Genomic DNA, 18,226 nt, shown 5'->3' with positions numbered 1-18,226 from the left:
GAAACCAATTTTGTTTAAAATTGTTAGGAAAGTAATATCTATCGAAAACTAAAAAAACCAATAAACATGAATGACAAAATTAAGATCTTAGGAATTGCAGGAAGTGTTCGAAAAGAATCTTTTAATCGATCAGCATTAAAGGAAGCTTGCAAATTAGTTCCGGAAAATGCTGAGATAGAAATCTATGAACTTGACGAGAACCTCCCAGGCTTTAATCAAGATAAAGAACAAGATCCGCCGGCCACAATCGTAGAGTTTAAGAAAAAGATTAGAGAAGCCGATGCTATTTTATTCGTAACTCCTGAATATAATTACTCGGTACCTGGCGTATTGAAAAACTACATTGACTGGGCATCCAGGCCCTATGGAGACAATGCTTTCAGTGGAAAACCAGCTGCTATTATGGGAGCCTCCATTGGTAATATAGCTACCGCACGTGCACAATATCATTTAAGACAGATGTTCGTATTTCTGGATATCACCGCAGTTAATCAGCCAGAGGTGATGATTGGTATGGCACAAAACAAGTTTGACAAGCAAGGAAATCTTACAGACGAAGACGCCAAAGGGTTCATCGGCAAACTTTTGCTTAACCTGGTTAAATTAACGAAAGCCTTAAAAGGCTAACACAATGTTATAGGGTATATAATTCAACAGTTTCTTGAAATCGTCATCACAAGGTCTGAGATCAGAGAAACTGTTGTACTAGTGCCTCCCACTCTTCTTCTAGAGTCACATCCGGACGTCGGCGTCCCGCCTTGCGATACCAATAATCAGCATTCCACTGGTCGCCTTCCACTCGGTGGAGGTAAGCATGCACCAAGGCAGAGTCAGCATCATCCAAACTATCGACGAGGTCGTGAGCTTCTTTCCATAAACCCTTTTTATCATACCACAGCGCTTTCAGGTGAACAGAAAGATCAGGAGCCGGGCTACTTTCTTGAAGTGAATCGGTAAATTGAGAAAATTGCATTATATTAAAGATTAATCACAATCGTAAAGATAATATTCTGCTGATTAATAATTGGCGACATTTTTGTGTATTTTGCATAGGATTAAATCTCAGGATCATTGCTTAATAGTTCATATAAAAACCGAGGATGGAAAAACCTATAACCCCAAAAAGTAGCGAGTATTTATTAGCTGTAAGGTTAGTTACGCTCATCTTGATTCTAGTTCTATCCTATATGCTACAAAGCGTGCTGGTGCCCCTGCTTTTCAGTATGCTAATTGCCATTACCTTGTTCCCCTTGGCCACCCTACTCGAGCGTTGGCGAATACCACGACTATTAGCAGCTATCATATCCGTCATTGTCGCTATTATTGTTATTGTGGGACTCATTTACCTGATTGTCAATCAGGTCCTGAATATTGGAAGAAATGGGGAAGACATGGTTGCTCGTTTTCAGGAAATTTTAACAGTGATTACACAATGGACAAACGAAAAGTTCGGCATTACCGATGATATGCTGTCGCAAAAATTTCATGAGTTCACTGACAATGCATTATCAAACGCCACAACCTACATCCAACGTGCGTTTAGTTCAATCGGCGGAATACTCTCTAGTGTAGTACTGGTTCCTCTATTCGTATTCTTTATGTTGTACTACCGCGATTTCTTCCGTGAATTCTTTTTTCTAACGTTTAAGTCAACCGGCAAAGAAAAGGTCAATAAGATCTTGAACGATATTTACGGTGTGGTACAGAGTTACCTTGTGGGCTTATTAACAGTTATGGGTATCGTTGCCATCCTTAATACTGCCGGATTATTAGTCATGGGTATCAGCTACGCCTGGTTCTTCGGTATCCTTGCAGCGCTACTTATGCTAATCCCATATATCGGTATCGCAATTGGATCCATTCTACCCGCACTGTTTGCTATTGCAACAAAGGACAATGCATGGTATGCAGTCGGTGTTATTGCATGGTTCCAAGTTGTACAGTTCTTCGAAGCGAACCTGATCACCCCAAATATTGTAGGGAGTAAAGTAAGTATCAACCCTTTAATGTCGATCGTCGGCTTACTATTGGGTGGTATGCTCTTCGGATTGGCGGGTCTGATTCTTGCCCTTCCACTAATCGCTATCATCAAGGTTGTCTTGGACGCAAACCCTTCCCTATCTCATTTTGGATTTTTAATTGGCGAACCGGAGGAAACTCACTTGAAGTCGAAAAGTAACTTCAAACGACTCCGAGAGTGGCGAATCAAGAAAGCTTTAGAGTCGTCGTTGAAGACAAAAAAGAAAGCTGACAAATAAATCGTTTGAAATACAAAGCAAAGATTTATCTTTGCCTTTTAGAACGATTTTTAACTCCTTAAATGAAGCATATCCGCAACTTTTGTATTATTGCGCATATCGATCATGGTAAAAGTACACTGGCTGATCGATTATTGGAATATACACAAACGGTTACACAACGAGAATCACAGGCACAGTTGCTTGATAATATGGACCTAGAGCGAGAGCGTGGTATAACGATCAAGAGTCATGCTATCCAGATGAACTATATTCATGAAGGTCAGGAATACGTATTTAACTTAATCGACACGCCGGGACACGTCGACTTTTCATATGAAGTATCAAGATCCATAGCGGCCTGTGAAGGTGCTTTATTGATTGTGGATGCTTCACAAGGTATTCAAGCCCAAACTATTTCCAATTTATATCTAGCGCTGGAACATGATTTAGAAATCATTCCTATCCTCAATAAGATGGATTTACCGGGTGCGATGCCAGAGGAAGTGAAAGATCAGATAATTGATTTAATCGGCGGAAAACGAGAAGAAATTATTCCTGCCTCGGGTAAGACGGGAATGGGTGTTCCGGAAATTCTGGAAGCTATCGTTACCCGCGTCCCACATCCCGTAGGTGATCCGGAAGCACCGCTACAGGCACTTATTTTTGACTCTGTATACAATTCCTTTCGAGGGATCATGGCTTATTTCAAAGTAGAAAATGGCGAGATAAAAAAAGGTGATCGTGTCAAGTTTATTGCTACCGGAAAAGAATATACGGCGGATGAAATTGGGACTTTAAAATTAACCCAAGTACCAAAGAGCGTTGTTAAAACAGGTGATGTTGGCTATATCGTTTCAGGTATTAAAGAAGCTAGGGAAGTAAAGGTAGGCGATACAATTACAACATTGGCACGCCCGAGTAAGGAAGCAATCCAAGGCTTCGAGGAAGTAAAACCCATGGTGTTTGCAGGTATTTATCCGGTGGACACGGAGGATTACGAGGAACTTCGGGAGAGTATGCACCGGTTACAACTAAACGACGCATCGCTTGTTTTTGAGCCAGAATCTTCCGCTGCCTTAGGTTTCGGCTTTCGGTGTGGGTTCCTGGGCATGCTGCACATGGAAATTATCCAGGAGCGACTGGAACGTGAGTTTGATATGACTGTGATCACAACAGTTCCAAACGTTTCCTATATTGCGCATACAACAAAAGATGGCTCTGTTAAAGTAAACAACCCGTCAGATTTACCCGATGTCAGCAAAATCGACTATGTGGAAGAGCCGTTTATTAAGGCTAACATCATTACAAAGGCAGATTTTGTGGGCCCGGTTATGTCGCTTTGTATTCAAAAAAGAGGGGTGATCATCAACCAGTCTTATTTGACTGCTGACCGGGTTGAACTCACTTTTGAAATGCCAATGGGCGAGATCGTTTTCGATTTTTACGATAAATTAAAGACGATATCGAAAGGCTATGCGTCTTTTGATTATCATCAGATAGGCTATCGTCAATCCGATTTAGTGAAACTGGATATCCGACTGAACTCGGAACCAGTGGATGCTCTTTCTTCATTAATCCACCGAAGTAATGCTTATGAATTCGGGAAAAAGATATGCGAAAAACTGAAAGAGCTTCTCCCCCGTCAACAATTCGAGATCATTATTCAAGCATCAATCGGTGCTAAAATTATAGCGAGAGAAAGCGTTCGTGCTCTACGAAAAGACGTAACCGCCAAATGTTATGGTGGTGACATATCGAGAAAACGTAAGCTTCTTGAAAAACAGAAAAAAGGGAAAAAAAGAATGCGCCAGGTAGGTAATGTGGAGATCCCGCAATCTGCATTCATGGCCGTGTTAAAATTAGACTAATACATCATGGAAATATTGGACGGTAAAGCAGTTTCGGAAAAAATAAAAGAAGATATCGCGAATGAAGCCGAAGATTTTTTTGAGGTAACAGGGCGTAAACCACACTTGGTGGCCATTTTAGTTGGACATGATGGTGGAAGTGAAACCTACGTAGCGAGCAAGATGAGAAATTGTGAAAAAGTGGGTTTTAAATCGACACTGATACGCTACGAAGAAAATGTCACAGAAGAGGAGGTATTGGGAAAAATCGATAAACTTAATCGTGATGAGGCTGTCGACGGACTTATTGTCCAATTACCATTACCGGAACATATTGATCCTGAAAAAATAACAGCCGCTATCGACTACCGGAAAGACGTAGATGGGTTTCACCCAATTAACTTGGGGCGCATGATGCGTAACCTTCCGTGTTTTATACCTGCCACACCGTACGGTATCATGCTTATGTTAGAGCACTATCAAATTGAAACTGAAGGGAAACATGCGGTGGTGATCGGTAGAAGTAACATCGTAGGGAGCCCGATCAGTATCTTATTGGCCCGTAATAGTAAGCCGGGAAACTGTACCGTAACATTGACACACAGCAAGACAAAAAATTTATCCGAGATCGTGCGACAGGCCGATATCATCGTTGCAGCTATTGGCCGGAAGAATTTCGTTACTGCGGATATGGTGAAAGAAGGAGCGATTGTCATTGATGTAGGTATCAATCGAGAACCATCTTCAACAACCAAATCGGGATACAAGCTCTATGGGGATGTCGATTTTGACCAGGTAGCGCCTAAGAGTTCATGGATCAGTCCTGTACCCGGCGGTGTTGGTTTGATGACGATTGTGGGATTATTAAAGAATACGCTGAAATCAGCAAAAGGAGATATTTATTAATGAACAATTCAGTTCCTGAAGATGGCACATTGCTTCCATTGATGGAAGAGTTCTATACCATTCAAGGAGAAGGGTACAATACAGGAAAAGCAGCTTATTTTATTCGGCTCGGAGGTTGTGACGTAGGATGCCATTGGTGTGATGTCAAGGAAAGTTGGGATGCATCCATACATCCTTTAACTGCTGCCGACCAAATTGTGGAGCACGCTAGTCAGTACCCAGCAAAGACAGTAGTCGTTACCGGTGGGGAACCCCTGATTTATAACATGGACTACCTGACGAAGCAGCTGAAGGCAAATGGCATACAAACTTTTATCGAGACCTCTGGCGCATATCCACTTTCAGGTGAATGGGATTGGATCTGCCTTTCGCCAAAGAAATTCAAAGCACCCCGACCCGATATTACATCTTTTGCTAACGAGTTGAAAGTGATCGTATTCAACAAAAGTGATTTCAAATGGGCCGAAGATTATGCTAAAGCGGTTTCATCTTCATGCAAATTATATCTGCAACCCGAATGGTCGAAAGCCAAAGAGATTACGCCGATGATTATCGACTATGTAAAAGAAAACCCCCAATGGGAAGTTTCCTTACAAACCCATAAGTTTATGAATATCCCTTAACGGGAAAATAAATGGATTCGTTGGTAATTAGTTGGCATTTGAGGCTGCAATAGAATCTCGTTCTTCCTTTTCTAAGCGTTTCGCTTCCTTTTTGAAAAAACCTCGGAACAAAAAGTTATGCTGTAAAGCCTCCATGTTTCGATTCAGCTTTTCGGTGCTAGCCTCTAGATTATCCATCGTTTGTTTGACCTGTTCAGCCGTTGCCTCATCGTTAAGCAATAGGCCCAACGCATTGTCATTATTGTTGAGTTGACTGCTTGCAGAGTTTAAATTCTCTGTAAGTGTATTAGCATTTTGGGTTATATCTTCCAATTGAGCCACAGATGATTTTAAACTTGCAAAAACAGTTGTATCTGTCAGCAGGTCGCCGGCCAAGCCGCCTTCGGTATTTAATTTTGCTGAAAAAGCGGCTAAGTTCTCTGATACTTTTCTGGAATTCACGGCGGCCTGATTCAAGTTTACCATCATGGCTTTCATATTTTCTGCCATTAGTGAATCGGTGAAGAAAGCACCGATGGTCCCCTCTCCTCTTCTAACACGCTCACTTAGAGCTTTGACATCATTTGTAATCGCTACCAAATTTTCGTTGTTAACCTGGAGTGTCGCCATCATGGCTTCTGTATCATTACCTTCCTTTGCACGCAATTGATCGCCATTCTCTATAAATGGAATATCGCTACTACCTCCTTCAATCACAATCATCTTATTACCAATGAAACCTTCGGAACTGATAACAGCCGCTGCATCCTTGCGGATATATTCTTTGGACTCATCGTTAATAACCATGATGATCTCAACCTGACTCGACGGTGTAAAATTAACTTCGCGTATGGTACCGACTTTAACTCCCGAAAACCATACATTACCACCTTTTTTCAATCCTGCTGCATTATCAAATATGGCGCTGATTTTAATCGCTCCCCCAAAGCGGTTCTGCTGTCCACCGATGACAAAAATCCCGGCGAGGAGAATGATGATGCCTATTAAAACAAATAAGCCAACAATAATAGAGCGCTTTCTTTCTGCTGATTTCATGTTAATCTATAAAATTATAATCATAAAAGGGCTTCACCCTTGAATCTTGTGTGTTAAAAATATCTTCAAAGTCACCTTGTCTTTCAAATGTACCATCTAGCAACATAACAATACGGTCACCAACGGTTTTCGCACAAGCCAGATCATGTGTAATAACGATCGATGAGGTTTTAAACTGATCTTGAACCCGATTAATAAGCTTATTGATCTCGATACAGGTTAATGGATCCAAACCAGCTGTAGGCTCATCGTAAAGCATGATTTCCGGTCTTAAAATCAGTGTGCGTGCAATCCCAATACGCTTTCGTTGGCCACCGGAAAGTTCAGAAGGCATTTGATCGATTGCCTGCAACAAGTCAACCCCCTCTAGAACAGTTGATACAGCATGATTAATTTCCTTTCTTTTTAAGTGCTTCTTGATCCGTACAAGTGGAAATTCAATATTCTCCCGAACAGTCATACTATCATACAAAGCACTATTCTGAAAGGAAAAACCTATCTTTAACCGTAATTGCCTCAGCGCCTCTGTATCAATATCTTCCAATGAAGTACCTAGTACATTCACGGTGCCCCGATCAGCAGCCAACAAGCCTACGATAATCTTGATAAGAACGGATTTTCCCGTCCCCGACCTACCTAACACTACGAGATTCTCACCGCGGAAGAGATCAAGATCTACGCCTTTCAGAATATCCTTTTCTCCGAAGGATTTATAAAGATCACGAATTGTTATAACAGGGTCGTCGTAATTTATATATTCTGCCTTTTTCTTTTTCATTGTGGAACCAGTTGAAGAAGTTGTACAATTAAAAGCTCTTCGATAAAAATCAAGAACATTGACATGACAACCGCCCAGTTAGCAGCACGACCAACCCCTTCTGTACCTTTAGATGAGGTATAACCTTGATAACAGCCAACAATGCCGATGGTAAAGCCAAAAACAAAGGACTTAAATACGGCAGCAAAGACATCCTTAAAAGTTATCGCATCAAAGACCTCTGTAAAAAACACAACCATACTTGTCGCTTCATTTTGATTGATGTTCATAAATGCTCCCATTAAAGCGACAAATGCAACATAAAACATCAGGACAGGGATCATAACCGAAGTTGCCACTACCCTACTCACAACCAAGAATTTAAATGGATTGATCCCGGATACTTCCATTGCATCGATCTGCTCTGTTACTTTCATGGAACCGAGTTCGGCCCCAATCTGCGAACCAACCTTACCAGAGGCGATCAACGCAGTAACTAGAGGCGCCAATGCCCGCACCACGGCGATCGATATCAATGCCGGCAACATCGCCTGAGCACCAAAGTCTGCCAATGATGGTCGCGACTGCTTCGTAAATACCACCCCAATAATAAAGCCGGTCAATGACATTAAGGGCAATGACTTGACACCGATCTCATAGCACTGACGAATAATTTCTTTGAACTCAAAAGGGCCTACAAAAACCTCATTGAAGAAACGCATTACAAAACGGTGAATGTCTGCTAAATCTATCAGGTATTTATCAATGATTTTTGAAATCATTATCAGTTTTGTTTAGAAATAAAAATATCTACTGAGTAAGATTGCGCAAAAATAACGGTTATTATTATATAAATGTGTAGAAATATCGTATTTATTTACTGTAATAAACTCATTAACAATGCTAATATGTAACATTCCTATAGACAAAAAGGTTTGTTCATTAAACTATTGCTTGCTTAGAGGGTCATATATACAAACGCATTCAATAATCACATAAAAATACGGCTATGAAAGACATAAAAAATAAAATATTTCTCGTTGCGACCATGTTATTCCTGGTTGCAACTGTGGGTCTTAAACAGGCTCGAGCGCAAAACATGGATGTGTCCTTCCAGTTGTTCTACGATGAACTTTCTCCGTATGGGGAATGGATAGACGATCCGGATTATGGTTATGTCTGGCTTCCAGACGTAGACCGAAACTTCCACCCGTACTCTACAAATGGGCGGTGGATTAATACAGAATATGGAAACACGTGGCTGTCAGACTACGAATGGGGTTGGGCTCCGTTTCACTATGGACGTTGGCATTACAGTAACCACTATGGCTGGGGCTGGGTTCCTGGATATGAATGGGGACCAGCTTGGGTTTCCTGGAGACAAGGTGGTGGTCAGTATGGTTGGGCGCCAATGGGCCCTGGAGTGAGTGTAGGCATTAACATAAACATTCCGTTGAGGCACTGGGTTTTTGTACCACAACGTTATTTCTTCAGTCCATCGATTCACCGATACTATACACCATACCGACGTTATAACTCGTTTTATGGTCACACAACGATCATCAACAACACCTATATCTACAATAACAGAAGGTATTATAGTGGTCCGGCCAGACGAGATTTGGCGCGCGTTACCCGAAGCAACGTCAGAGTGTATAATGTAAACAACAGTCGCCGACCAGGTAGAGCTTCCGTAAATTCAAGATCGGTATCTATCTATAGACCGAACATTGATAGGAACTCGCGCAGTAATGCAAGACCAACCCGTGTTGCGAACCGTAACTCGATTGAACGCAGACCAACTGCAACTGCTAACCGGACTGCAAGAAACAATGGTTCTGCAACGAACAACTCGAGAGTACGTGCAAACACCAACTCGAATAACAGAACGCGAAATACGGAAGCGGTTCGCCCAACGGCTAGCAGCAGGTCAAACAATACTACCCGGCCAAATACGAGAGCGACAAACTCTAGAACAAGGACTAATTCGGCCAACCGTAATGCAGTGGAAAGCAGTCGTACGCGTGCTAATCGTGCGCAGAACAACCGGACAACAGCACCGCGGTCAACGAATATAAAATCAGGTCAAACTCAACGTTCATCAAGTGCGAGAAGCACACCGAACCGGGTACAGCAATCCAGAACACAAAGCTCACAGGTAAGAACACAGAGCTCACGTTCAAGGCAACAATCAGTAGCTCCGTCGAGAAGGACTCAGAGACAAAGTCCGGCTCAGCGTCCAGCTGTTAAAAGTCAGCAAAGGCAACAGGCAAAGCCGTCTAGTTCGGTTCGGGTTCAACGAGCTAGCAATCCTTCACCAAGTAGGAGCAGCTCGACTGTCCGTTCAGCAAGACCGTCCTCGTCAAGCAAAGCCACGTCAAGCAGAAGTTCGAGCTCGAGAAACAGAGCTAGTTCAACCAGAGGGAGATAAATAAAAGGTTAAATAATAAACCCGCGAAGAGGTTGTATCAGCAGATGCAGCCTCTTCGCTTTTTTCAGAGGTTTATAAACTGAAAGAGACATCGAAAATTGCAAACTTTTCATATTTTTATCGAATGTTCCAAAGACTATTAACCCTTGAATGGACGGCTTTTTTCAGGGCGGACAGCGCAGGCCGTAGTCTAGCAATTAAGATCTTTTTAGGTTTTGTTGGGCTCTATTTTATTCTCGTGTTTTTAATACTAGGAATGAGTTTGTATGCCTTAATAGAGGAAAACATATCGGATACAAGCCCTGTTTCGGTTGTCAATAATTTTTTATTGCCTTGGTTTGGTTTTGAACTTATTCTCAGGTTCATGTTGCAAAACCTAGCCGTCATGCATGTTAAACCCCTACTTTTACAGAAGGTAAACCGGGGTCAAATGGCGCACTTTCTATTAGGTAAAAGTATTTTTTCATTTTACAATCTGTTGGCGCCCTTGGTTTTCGTTCCCTTCATTCTTATATGTTATTACAAAAATGATCTGACATCAACTCAGGTCACCGCTTGGTTGGCAGCTGTATTTTCTATAACATTGACGCTGAACTTTGTGAACACATGGATCAAAAAGAAGTTTGCGGAGAGTCTCAAATCAACACTACCCTTTCTTCTTATGGTGGTAGCGGTCGTGCTTCTTGATTATTTTGAAATCTATTCATTCTCCAACCTTGTCGGAAGCTTTTTTGATATGGTTCTGGAAAAACCTTATCTAGTCTTTATTCCGGTTGTACTTCTCGCCTTAAGCTATCTAGCGAGCTATCACTCTTTAAAGAGAAATATCTACCTGGATAGCTATGTCAGAAATCAGGAGGATGCTTACCGACAAACAGACCTTTCCTGGACAAGTCGGTTTGGTAAACTGGCACCTTTTATCCAGCTGGATCTACAATTGATTCAACGGAACAAAAGGTCTAGAGCAACAGTAATCATGTCTCTGTTATTTTTGGTTTACGGGCTGCTTTTCTATACAAATTCATATTATCAAAACTCGTCGTGGATGGTATTTGTGGGAATTTTCATTACCGGGATGTTTATGATCAATTTCGGGCAATTCATCCCGGCATGGGATAGTAGCTATTATGCTATGTTGATGACGCAGAATATTCCAATGAAGCTCTATTTGAACTCAAAAGTTATGCTCATGTATGCATCCGTGATCATTCTTATGGTTCTAAGTACACCCTATTTATATTTTGGTTGGGATATTCTACTTCTGAACCTCGCTTGCGCACTTTTTAACATGGGAGTGAATGTTCCAATAATTTTATATTTTGGATCCTTTAATAAAAAACGGATCAATTTAGATAAGTCTCAGTTTCTGAATTATGAAGGTATGGGCGCTGCTCAATGGATTGTCGGGATTCCATTGTTTGCAATTCCAATTTTGATCTGGATTATTCTCTCAGAAGTTGTCGACAAAAACATCGCAACGATTGGCTTAGCAATCTTAGGGGTTATAGGGCTCTTACTTAAGAACAGTTTGTTGAACCTCCTTGTGAAATTATATGCAAAAAGGAAATACCAAGCGATCAGTGGATTTGCCCAACAACAGAATTAAATCAACATCACTCAAGACAATAACCAAATAAACAGCATGATTGAAATAAAAGATCTAAAGAAATACTATGGTGGAAATTGTGTATTAAATATCCCCAATCTGAATATTGCACAAGGTGAGAGCATCGGACTGGTGGGTAACAACGGTGCTGGTAAAACGACACTTTTCAGTCTAATATTAGACCTTATACAACCTAGTACAGGTCATATTCTTAGTAAAGAAACCCCTGTACACAAAAGTGAAGAATGGAAGAGTTTTACAACGGCATTCATTGATGAGAGTTTTCTGATCGGCTATCTTTCACCGGAAGAATACCTCTATTTTATCGGTGAATTACGAGGACTAAATAAAGAAGATGTAAATCGATTTTTGGTAAACTATATTGACTTTTTCAGTGATGAGATCCTCAATCAGAAGAAATTCCTTCGTGATCTCTCTAAAGGGAACCAGAAGAAAGTCGGTATCGTCGCGGCCTTGATCGGTGACCCGGAACTGATTATTCTAGATGAACCTTTTGCAAATCTAGACCCAACAACACAAATTCGTTTAAAGAAGATCATCAAAGACTTAGCAGAAAGCAAAGAAAAAACTTTTTTGATTTCTAGTCACGACCTTTCGCATACGGTAGAAGTGTGCGACCGCATCATCGCGTTAAATAAAGGGGAAGTAGTTAAAGATGGCCCCACCTCCCCTGACACCTTAGCTGAGTTGGAAGCTTTCTTCGCTCAGACTTCAGTTAGTTAAAGATTCGTTTCTATTTTTTTAGGACTAATACCGCAGGGTTAAAGCCCACGGAGAACTCTTCTACTTGTTGGGTTTCCTGAATATAGTGATATACCTTTCCATCCGTTTCGTAATCTGTATTCGATATCCAAATGTCGCCATTTTTCTGATCAACCGTAAGTGCATACATATTATCGATTGTGACCGAATTAAAGTAATCCAGTTCGCTCAGGTTTTCGCCGTTGAGATCTATTTCCAATAAAGTATATCCATTCGCACCGGGATAATTTGTACTGATCATATACGCTTTGTTATCACTGAAAGCCATTAGCTGAATTCCAAAATCAAATTCCTTATCGATTGCGTCCGTACTTGTGTTGATCCGGTACAATTTAGCCGGTTGTTGTAATACCCACTCACTGCCAACACTGGTGTAGATATCCGCCGTACCAGCGTAAACGGAACCTTTCCCATCTGCATATAATTGGTATACGTTATCAGCAACTTCAATTTCCTTTTGAACAGTAAGCTGCGAGGGATCGATCACAAAAACACGGTTGTCATGGCTGCCGCCCGTAATAAAGTCATTTGAACCAGAGTTAGCTACATATACTTTATTATTTGCCACAGCGATTTGTTCAGGGGTGCGCCCTACGGCAACCTCACCGCTCACGGCATTGGTCAATGTATCAATTGCAAACACTTTATTCGTATAAGAAGTGACAAAAACCTTTCCATCATGAAAAGCCATGAACCGTGGTTGATCGATATTTATCGCCTTTATCTGCTTTGCTGTTGCCGCATCAAGAACAAGTACTTTATTCGAACTCGTTACACTAACAAACAGAAGACTACCGTATTGACCCATATCAGTCGGATCACTACCTAAATCAGCAGTGGAATTGTTCGCCTGAAAGATATTCTTGGTAACTTCTTTCGTTTCGAAGTCGATATATGATATCGAACTCGATTTATCTACCATAAAACGCCCCTCGTTCAATACATACATCCCTTCAGAGGGTTTTACTGGCTCGTCAGCGATAATGGGGTCTTTATCAGAGCAAGACGCTAGGAATGCTACGAAAACAAATGCAAAAGGGGTTAAGAATTTTTGTAAAGTATTTTTCATTATATATAAATTAGTTAAAAAGTGACTTGTAAACCTATTCGATAATGCATACCCGGCATTGGGTAAGATCTGATAATTTGATAATTTCTATCTGCAAAGTTATTGAGTTCTGCCGATATACGATAAATACCCTTACCTATTTGAGTATGATAAGAAGCAGAAACATTTTGCACCAACCATTCAGGCATCAAATTCTCCATGGTATTAGACCGCAAACTATAGCGCTCTCCTGTATACAAAGCATTGTAGTTAAACGAAAATTTATTCCGGCTAACTGAGGCAAAAAACGCGCCACTATGTTTTGGGGCATAGGGAACGAACTGGTTGTATGTTGTACCATTTGGTGTTTTATCAATCGCCTTTTGATATGTATAGTTGAAGCCTGCTTTTAGATCGCTTTGCCTGTCTATTCTAACTTTTCCAGACAGGGCGATATCGAGCCCATCAATCTGAACTTTCCCTAGGTTGACCATCGACCAGCGGAACAAACTATTCATAGGGATTGCTGTAATCCGATCTCTGATTGAATTATGGTAAGCATCTCCTTTAAACTCAATATACTCAACGAAACCGGGCAAAGCTTTCTGCCAGGTGAACCCAATGTTATACTCATCGACGTATTCTGGTTTCAACGCAGTTGAGCCCACAAAGGTATAATACATATCGTTAAATGTAGGCGCCCTGAATATTGATTTATGGAAAGCGCGAATATAAAGATTATGATTAACTAATGGCTTCCAAGACATAGAAAATGAATAACCTATATCTTTGGCATGATACTTTTCTGTAGATGTTTTGGTTTTCTCATTCCAAAATGTAGCTAAGGTGTTCGCTTGCAGATGAAGGCTGTTCCATCGCCATTCAGCCGCGGCATTCAATAGGAAGGTGTTTCGTGTCGGATAGGCAAAATCACGTAAATTGGCATCCAGTTGATTATGCAAATAATCGGCTGAGATCGAAGCCTGCACTTGTTCAGATAGAACGAAAAGATTAGCCATAGAAAGATAAATCTCATTCTGTTTGAACGTATTGATTAGAAAACCATCGGAAATGAGAAAGTTTGGGTCGCTGTAACGCTGATAAGAATATTGATGCTTTGCACTGATCAACATTTTGTACCAAGGCTGGACGACCTTCTTCCAGTTTCCCTGAATAAAATAATCTCGGTCTAGCTGCCGCTCTTCTGAAAAAAAACGATTGTCGACTGCAGCACCGGGCAGCCCTCGCTCCGAAAAATAGTGATAGAGCCTGAGTTTCCATTCGCTGCTATCTGGTAAATAGCCCTGCAAGCCTAATTCGAGCCGAAGAGACTCGATATCGGAGTTCTCACGTCGAACTAGTGTATCTACAATGCCGCGCCGGAAGTAGAAATCGTATTCGCCATGCGCCTTCATATATTCCGTATTAAAGCGTAAACTTGTTAAGCCGGTCAGTTTCTGTTCCCAAGTTAACGAGGGGTTCAAAACTCCGAAGCTCCCTCCTTTCAATCCGAATCTTAAATTTGTCTTTTTATTATCCGAAAACTGGGGCTCTTTAGTCTCCAACAACAAGACCGAGGCAGATGAAAATGCCTTCGCAGGCAACAGAAGTGTGCTGGGTTGTCCCTGGTAAAGGCTAAGGGAACCGATATTATCCAATGAAAAGTTGCCGAGATCGACCTGTCCGTTCTGCGCGTTATTTACGGGAATACCGTCATATAACACCGAATTGTGATTGGCACCTAGAGTACGAACATCAATCGTCTTCAATCCGCCTATACCACCATAATCCCGAACCTGCACACCGGAAAAATATTTGACGGCGTCAGCAACGCTAACACTGTTCATTTCTGACCATTCTGCGGGCTGGAGGGTTTGAGAGGGCATGGGTTGCCGCGCTGATGTTGACAACTTGGAGCGAGTAACATCCACTCGATTCAACGTATCCGCATAGCCTATTTTGTCCTGAGCGAATAAGCTAAAGGGCAAAACGATACAGATGAAAAAAACGACTTTCGCAACCACTATACGGAACAGTAAACCCATATCAAATATGAACAGCAAACTTAGATAAATCTTCTTTTATATAAAATATAATTCCATCGAAGTGGATGAGGAGAGGGTTGTAATCAGTAAAAGCAAGCAATGGGTCTGCAGAACTACGCAATAGACACAAGGGAGCGCATATTGCGTCATTTTTTCATGTGCAATGCAATTACGCACGTCAATATTTCCGATTTCAGAGAACTTTCTATCGTGGTATTTGTTTTGAATTAAGGAAAGCAACTATGAATTTTAACAACTTTACAATAAAAGCACAAGAGGCGATACAAAAAGCCTCAGAAATAACTGTTGGGAACCAACAACAGGCGATTGAGCCTGCTCACTTGCTGAAAGCCCTATTAGTTGTTGATGAAAATGTTATCAGTCATCTTCTAAAGAAGCTCAATGCGAATATACCTCTTTTAAATGAGTCATTAGATTCGTTGATTGCGGGTTTTCCGAAAGTTAGCGGTAGCAATATTTACCTTGGCAATGAGACCAATGCGATTATTCAGAAGGCACAATCATATTTGAAAGATTTCAATGATGAGTTTGTGTCGGTGGAGCATTTGCTATTGGCTATTCTGAATAGCAACGGCAAGGTATCTACTTTGCTAAAAGATCATGGATTGACGGATAAGGATTTAAGAAAAGCGATCACAGAGCTCAGGGGCAACAGCCGAGTAACCGATCAAAATGCTGAAGCAACCTACAATGCTTTGAATAAATATGCCCGTAATCTAAATGAATTCGCAGAATCAGGTAAACTGGATCCGGTAATTGGTCGCGATGAAGAGATTCGACGTGTTATGCAGATCCTTTCGCGACGGACAAAAAACAACCCAATCCTAGTGGGTGAACCGGGTGTTGGTAAAACCGCTATAGCAGAGGGCATTGCACATCGGATTATCAAAGGCGATGTACCTGAAAACCTGAAGAGCAAAACCGTATACTCTCTTGATATGGGAGCACTTATCGCCGGAGCTAAATATAAAGGCGAATTTGAAGAACGCCTGAAGTCAGTTGTAAAAGAAGTGACAAGTAGCGACGGTCAAATCATTCTATTTATTGACGAAATTCACACGCTGGTTGGTGCAGGAGGTGGAGAAGGTGCAATGGACGCGGCGAATATCTTAAAACCAGCCTTGGCAAGAGGTGAATTGCGAGCAATAGGTGCAACTACACTTGACGAATATCAAAAGTATTTTGAAAAAGATAAAGCACTAGAGCGTCGTTTTCAGATCGTAATGGTCGAGGAACCAGACACGCAGGATGCGATCTCAATTCTAAGAGGACTAAAAGAACGTTATGAAACTCATCACAAGGTAAGGATTTTGGACAGCGCGATTATAGCGGCAGTGGAACTGTCCCAACGTTATATAGCTGATCGTTTCTTACCTGACAAAGCTATTGATCTGATGGACGAGGCTGCTTCGAAATTAAGACTTGAAATGGATTCGGTGCCGGAAGCCGTTGACGAAATTGAGCGTAAAATCATGCAGCTTGAAATTGAGCGCGAAGCCATTAAAAGAGAAAAAGACGAGAAGAAAGTAGAATCTCTAAGTGAAGAGATAGCTAAGTTAACAAGCGAAAGAGACTCTATACGTGCCTCTTGGCAAAGTGAAAAAAACCTAGTTGACAATATAAACCAGGAGATGCAGAAGATCGAGGATTATAAGTTGGAAGCATCACAAGCAGAGCGTGCAGGTGATTATGGCAAGGTAGCGGAACTTCGATACGGACGAATTAAGGAAGCCCAAGATAACGTAATTAAACTAAAAGCTGATTTAGAGGACTTCCAGAGCGACCATCGGATGTTAAAAGAAGAAGTAACGGCAGAAGATATTGCGGGGATTGTTGCACGCTGGACAGGTATTCCGGTCACTAAAATGGTGGAAAGCGAACGGGAGAAACTCTTAAAACTTGAAGAAGAACTTCATAAACGAGTTGCTGGACAAAGTGAGGCTATTGAGGCGGTATCTGATGCTATCCGCCGTTCGCGAGCCGGGCTTAGTGACAAGAATCGCCCTATCGGATCCTTTATTTTTCTCGGAACCACCGGGGTAGGTAAAACCGAACTGGCAAAATCGCTTGCTGACTTTCTATTTAACGATGAGCACATGATGGTACGGATTGACATGAGTGAATATCAGGAACGTCATTCTGTATCGAGATTAATAGGTGCTCCTCCAGGATATGTGGGCTATGAAGAAGGCGGACAACTTACTGAAGCTGTAAGGAGACACCCCTATTCAGTTGTACTATTAGATGAGATAGAAAAAGCACATCCTGATGTTTTTAACATTTTATTACAAGTATTAGATGACGGGCATCTAACAGATAACAAAGGAAGGGTTGTTAATTTTAAAAACACGATCATTATCATGACTTCCAATATCGGTTCGCATCTCATCCAAGAGAACTTTTCTGAACTCCATGAAAGCAACCGAGCTGAAGTGATTGCTAAAACACGAAACGAAGTATTTGAATTGTTAAAGAAATCGATACGCCCTGAGTTTTTAAACAGGATTGATGAGGTGATTATGTTCACTCCTCTATCGCGCGATGAGATTGGAGAAATTGTCCATTTGCAATTCGAGAGGCTGCAACAGCAGTTAGCCGAAATGGATATAACATTGACGGCTAGCCCAGAGGCTTTAGACTGGCTAGCACAATTGGGCTATGATCCGCAATTCGGGGCACGGCCATTGAAACGAGTGATGCAGAAAAGAGTGCTTAACGAATTATCAAAAGAGATACTGGCCGGTAAAATAACCAAGGACAGCGCTATCAAACTCGATATGTTTGATCAAAAATTTGTCTTCCTGAACGAGGCTTAAGGAAACAGCAATTTGTCAGCATAATAAAAAGGCACATTATTTGTGCCTTTTTTTGCTTACCTGAGGAT

At 41.4% G+C, this 18,226-nt stretch carries 15 protein-coding genes; 10 read left to right on the top strand and 5 right to left on the bottom strand.

The window, feature by feature from the left end; all coding sequences use genetic code 11:
- Positions 1-66: 66 nt before the first annotated feature.
- From D3P12_RS08545 to D3P12_RS08520, 6 genes are all read left to right on the top strand, one after another.
- Positions 67-627 (top strand): NADPH-dependent FMN reductase, encoded by a 561-nt coding sequence (locus D3P12_RS08545; RefSeq protein WP_118194623.1) that lies wholly within the window; start codon positions 67-69, stop codon positions 625-627.
- Positions 628-708: 81 nt separating this feature from the next.
- A complete protein-coding gene (locus D3P12_RS15345; protein WP_157970297.1) occupies positions 709-957 on the top strand; it encodes a hypothetical protein in 249 nt (82 codons plus the stop codon).
- A gap of 143 nt (positions 958-1,100) precedes the next feature.
- Positions 1,101-2,258 (top strand): AI-2E family transporter, encoded by a 1,158-nt coding sequence (locus D3P12_RS08535; RefSeq protein WP_118194619.1) that lies wholly within the window; start codon positions 1,101-1,103, stop codon positions 2,256-2,258.
- 62 nt (positions 2,259-2,320) lie between these two features.
- The gene (gene lepA, locus D3P12_RS08530; protein WP_118194617.1) at positions 2,321-4,108 is read left to right on the top strand and encodes a translation elongation factor 4; all 1,788 of its coding nucleotides are present in this window, start codon (positions 2,321-2,323) and stop codon (positions 4,106-4,108) included.
- Between the two features lie 6 nt (positions 4,109-4,114).
- Positions 4,115-4,993 (top strand): bifunctional 5,10-methylenetetrahydrofolate dehydrogenase/5,10-methenyltetrahydrofolate cyclohydrolase, encoded by an 879-nt coding sequence (locus D3P12_RS08525; protein ID WP_118194615.1) that lies wholly within the window; start codon positions 4,115-4,117, stop codon positions 4,991-4,993.
- Complete coding sequence (locus D3P12_RS08520; RefSeq protein WP_118194613.1) at positions 4,993-5,616, top strand: 7-carboxy-7-deazaguanine synthase QueE; 624 nt, start codon at positions 4,993-4,995, stop codon at positions 5,614-5,616. The genes D3P12_RS08525 and D3P12_RS08520 overlap by 1 nt, the downstream gene beginning before the upstream one ends.
- Positions 5,617-5,643: 27 nt before the next feature.
- Here the strand turns inward: D3P12_RS08520 and D3P12_RS08515 are convergent, their stop codons facing one another.
- Genes D3P12_RS08515 through D3P12_RS08505 form a run of 3 tightly spaced genes read right to left on the bottom strand, consistent with a single transcriptional unit; the run spans position 5,644 to position 8,190 of the window.
- Positions 5,644-6,651, bottom strand: a complete 1,008-nt coding sequence (locus D3P12_RS08515) for an MlaD family protein (protein ID WP_118194611.1) — start codon at positions 6,649-6,651, stop codon at positions 5,644-5,646.
- A gap of 1 nt (position 6,652) precedes the next feature.
- The gene (locus D3P12_RS08510) at positions 6,653-7,429 is read right to left on the bottom strand and encodes an ABC transporter ATP-binding protein (protein ID WP_118194609.1); all 777 of its coding nucleotides are present in this window, start codon (positions 7,427-7,429) and stop codon (positions 6,653-6,655) included.
- Positions 7,426-8,190: an MlaE family ABC transporter permease gene (locus D3P12_RS08505; RefSeq protein WP_118194607.1), complete on the bottom strand. Its 765-nt coding sequence runs from the start codon at positions 8,188-8,190 to the stop codon at positions 7,426-7,428. The genes D3P12_RS08510 and D3P12_RS08505 overlap by 4 nt, the downstream gene beginning before the upstream one ends.
- 227 nt (positions 8,191-8,417) lie before the next feature.
- Here D3P12_RS08505 and D3P12_RS15340 point away from each other — a divergent pair, with 227 nt between their 5' ends.
- The 3 genes from D3P12_RS15340 (at position 8,418) to D3P12_RS08485 (ending at position 12,189) form a co-directional block, all read left to right on the top strand.
- Positions 8,418-9,839, top strand: a complete 1,422-nt coding sequence (locus D3P12_RS15340; RefSeq protein WP_157970296.1) for a DUF6600 domain-containing protein — start codon at positions 8,418-8,420, stop codon at positions 9,837-9,839.
- 124 nt (positions 9,840-9,963) lie between these two features.
- On the top strand, positions 9,964-11,445 hold the full coding sequence (locus D3P12_RS08490; protein ID WP_118194601.1) for a DUF5687 family protein: 1,482 nt from the start codon (positions 9,964-9,966) through the stop codon (positions 11,443-11,445).
- Between the two features lie 36 nt (positions 11,446-11,481).
- A complete protein-coding gene (locus D3P12_RS08485) occupies positions 11,482-12,189 on the top strand; it encodes an ABC transporter ATP-binding protein (protein ID WP_118194599.1) in 708 nt (235 codons plus the stop codon).
- A gap of 10 nt (positions 12,190-12,199) precedes the next feature.
- Here D3P12_RS08485 and D3P12_RS08480 read toward each other — a convergent pair whose 3' ends face one another.
- Both D3P12_RS08480 and D3P12_RS08475 read right to left on the bottom strand, forming a co-directional pair.
- Complete coding sequence (locus D3P12_RS08480; RefSeq protein WP_118194597.1) at positions 12,200-13,297, bottom strand: YncE family protein; 1,098 nt, start codon at positions 13,295-13,297, stop codon at positions 12,200-12,202.
- Between the two features lie 14 nt (positions 13,298-13,311).
- Positions 13,312-15,321 carry a TonB-dependent receptor plug domain-containing protein gene (locus D3P12_RS08475; protein ID WP_118194595.1) on the bottom strand — a complete coding sequence of 670 codons (2,010 nt, stop codon included), beginning with the start codon at positions 15,319-15,321 and terminating at the stop codon, positions 13,312-13,314.
- Positions 15,322-15,563: 242 nt separating this feature from the next.
- Between D3P12_RS08475 and clpB the strand changes: the two genes are divergently transcribed.
- On the top strand, positions 15,564-18,158 hold the full coding sequence (gene clpB / locus D3P12_RS08470) for an ATP-dependent chaperone ClpB (RefSeq protein ID WP_118194593.1): 2,595 nt from the start codon (positions 15,564-15,566) through the stop codon (positions 18,156-18,158).
- The last annotated feature ends 68 nt before the right edge of the window (positions 18,159-18,226 follow it).

Source organism: Pedobacter indicus (assembly GCF_003449035.1).
Lineage (GTDB): Bacteria > Bacteroidota > Bacteroidia > Sphingobacteriales > Sphingobacteriaceae > Albibacterium > Albibacterium indicum.
Note: the sequence above shows the minus strand (reverse complement) of the source record. Positions and strands in the feature narration are given on the sequence as shown.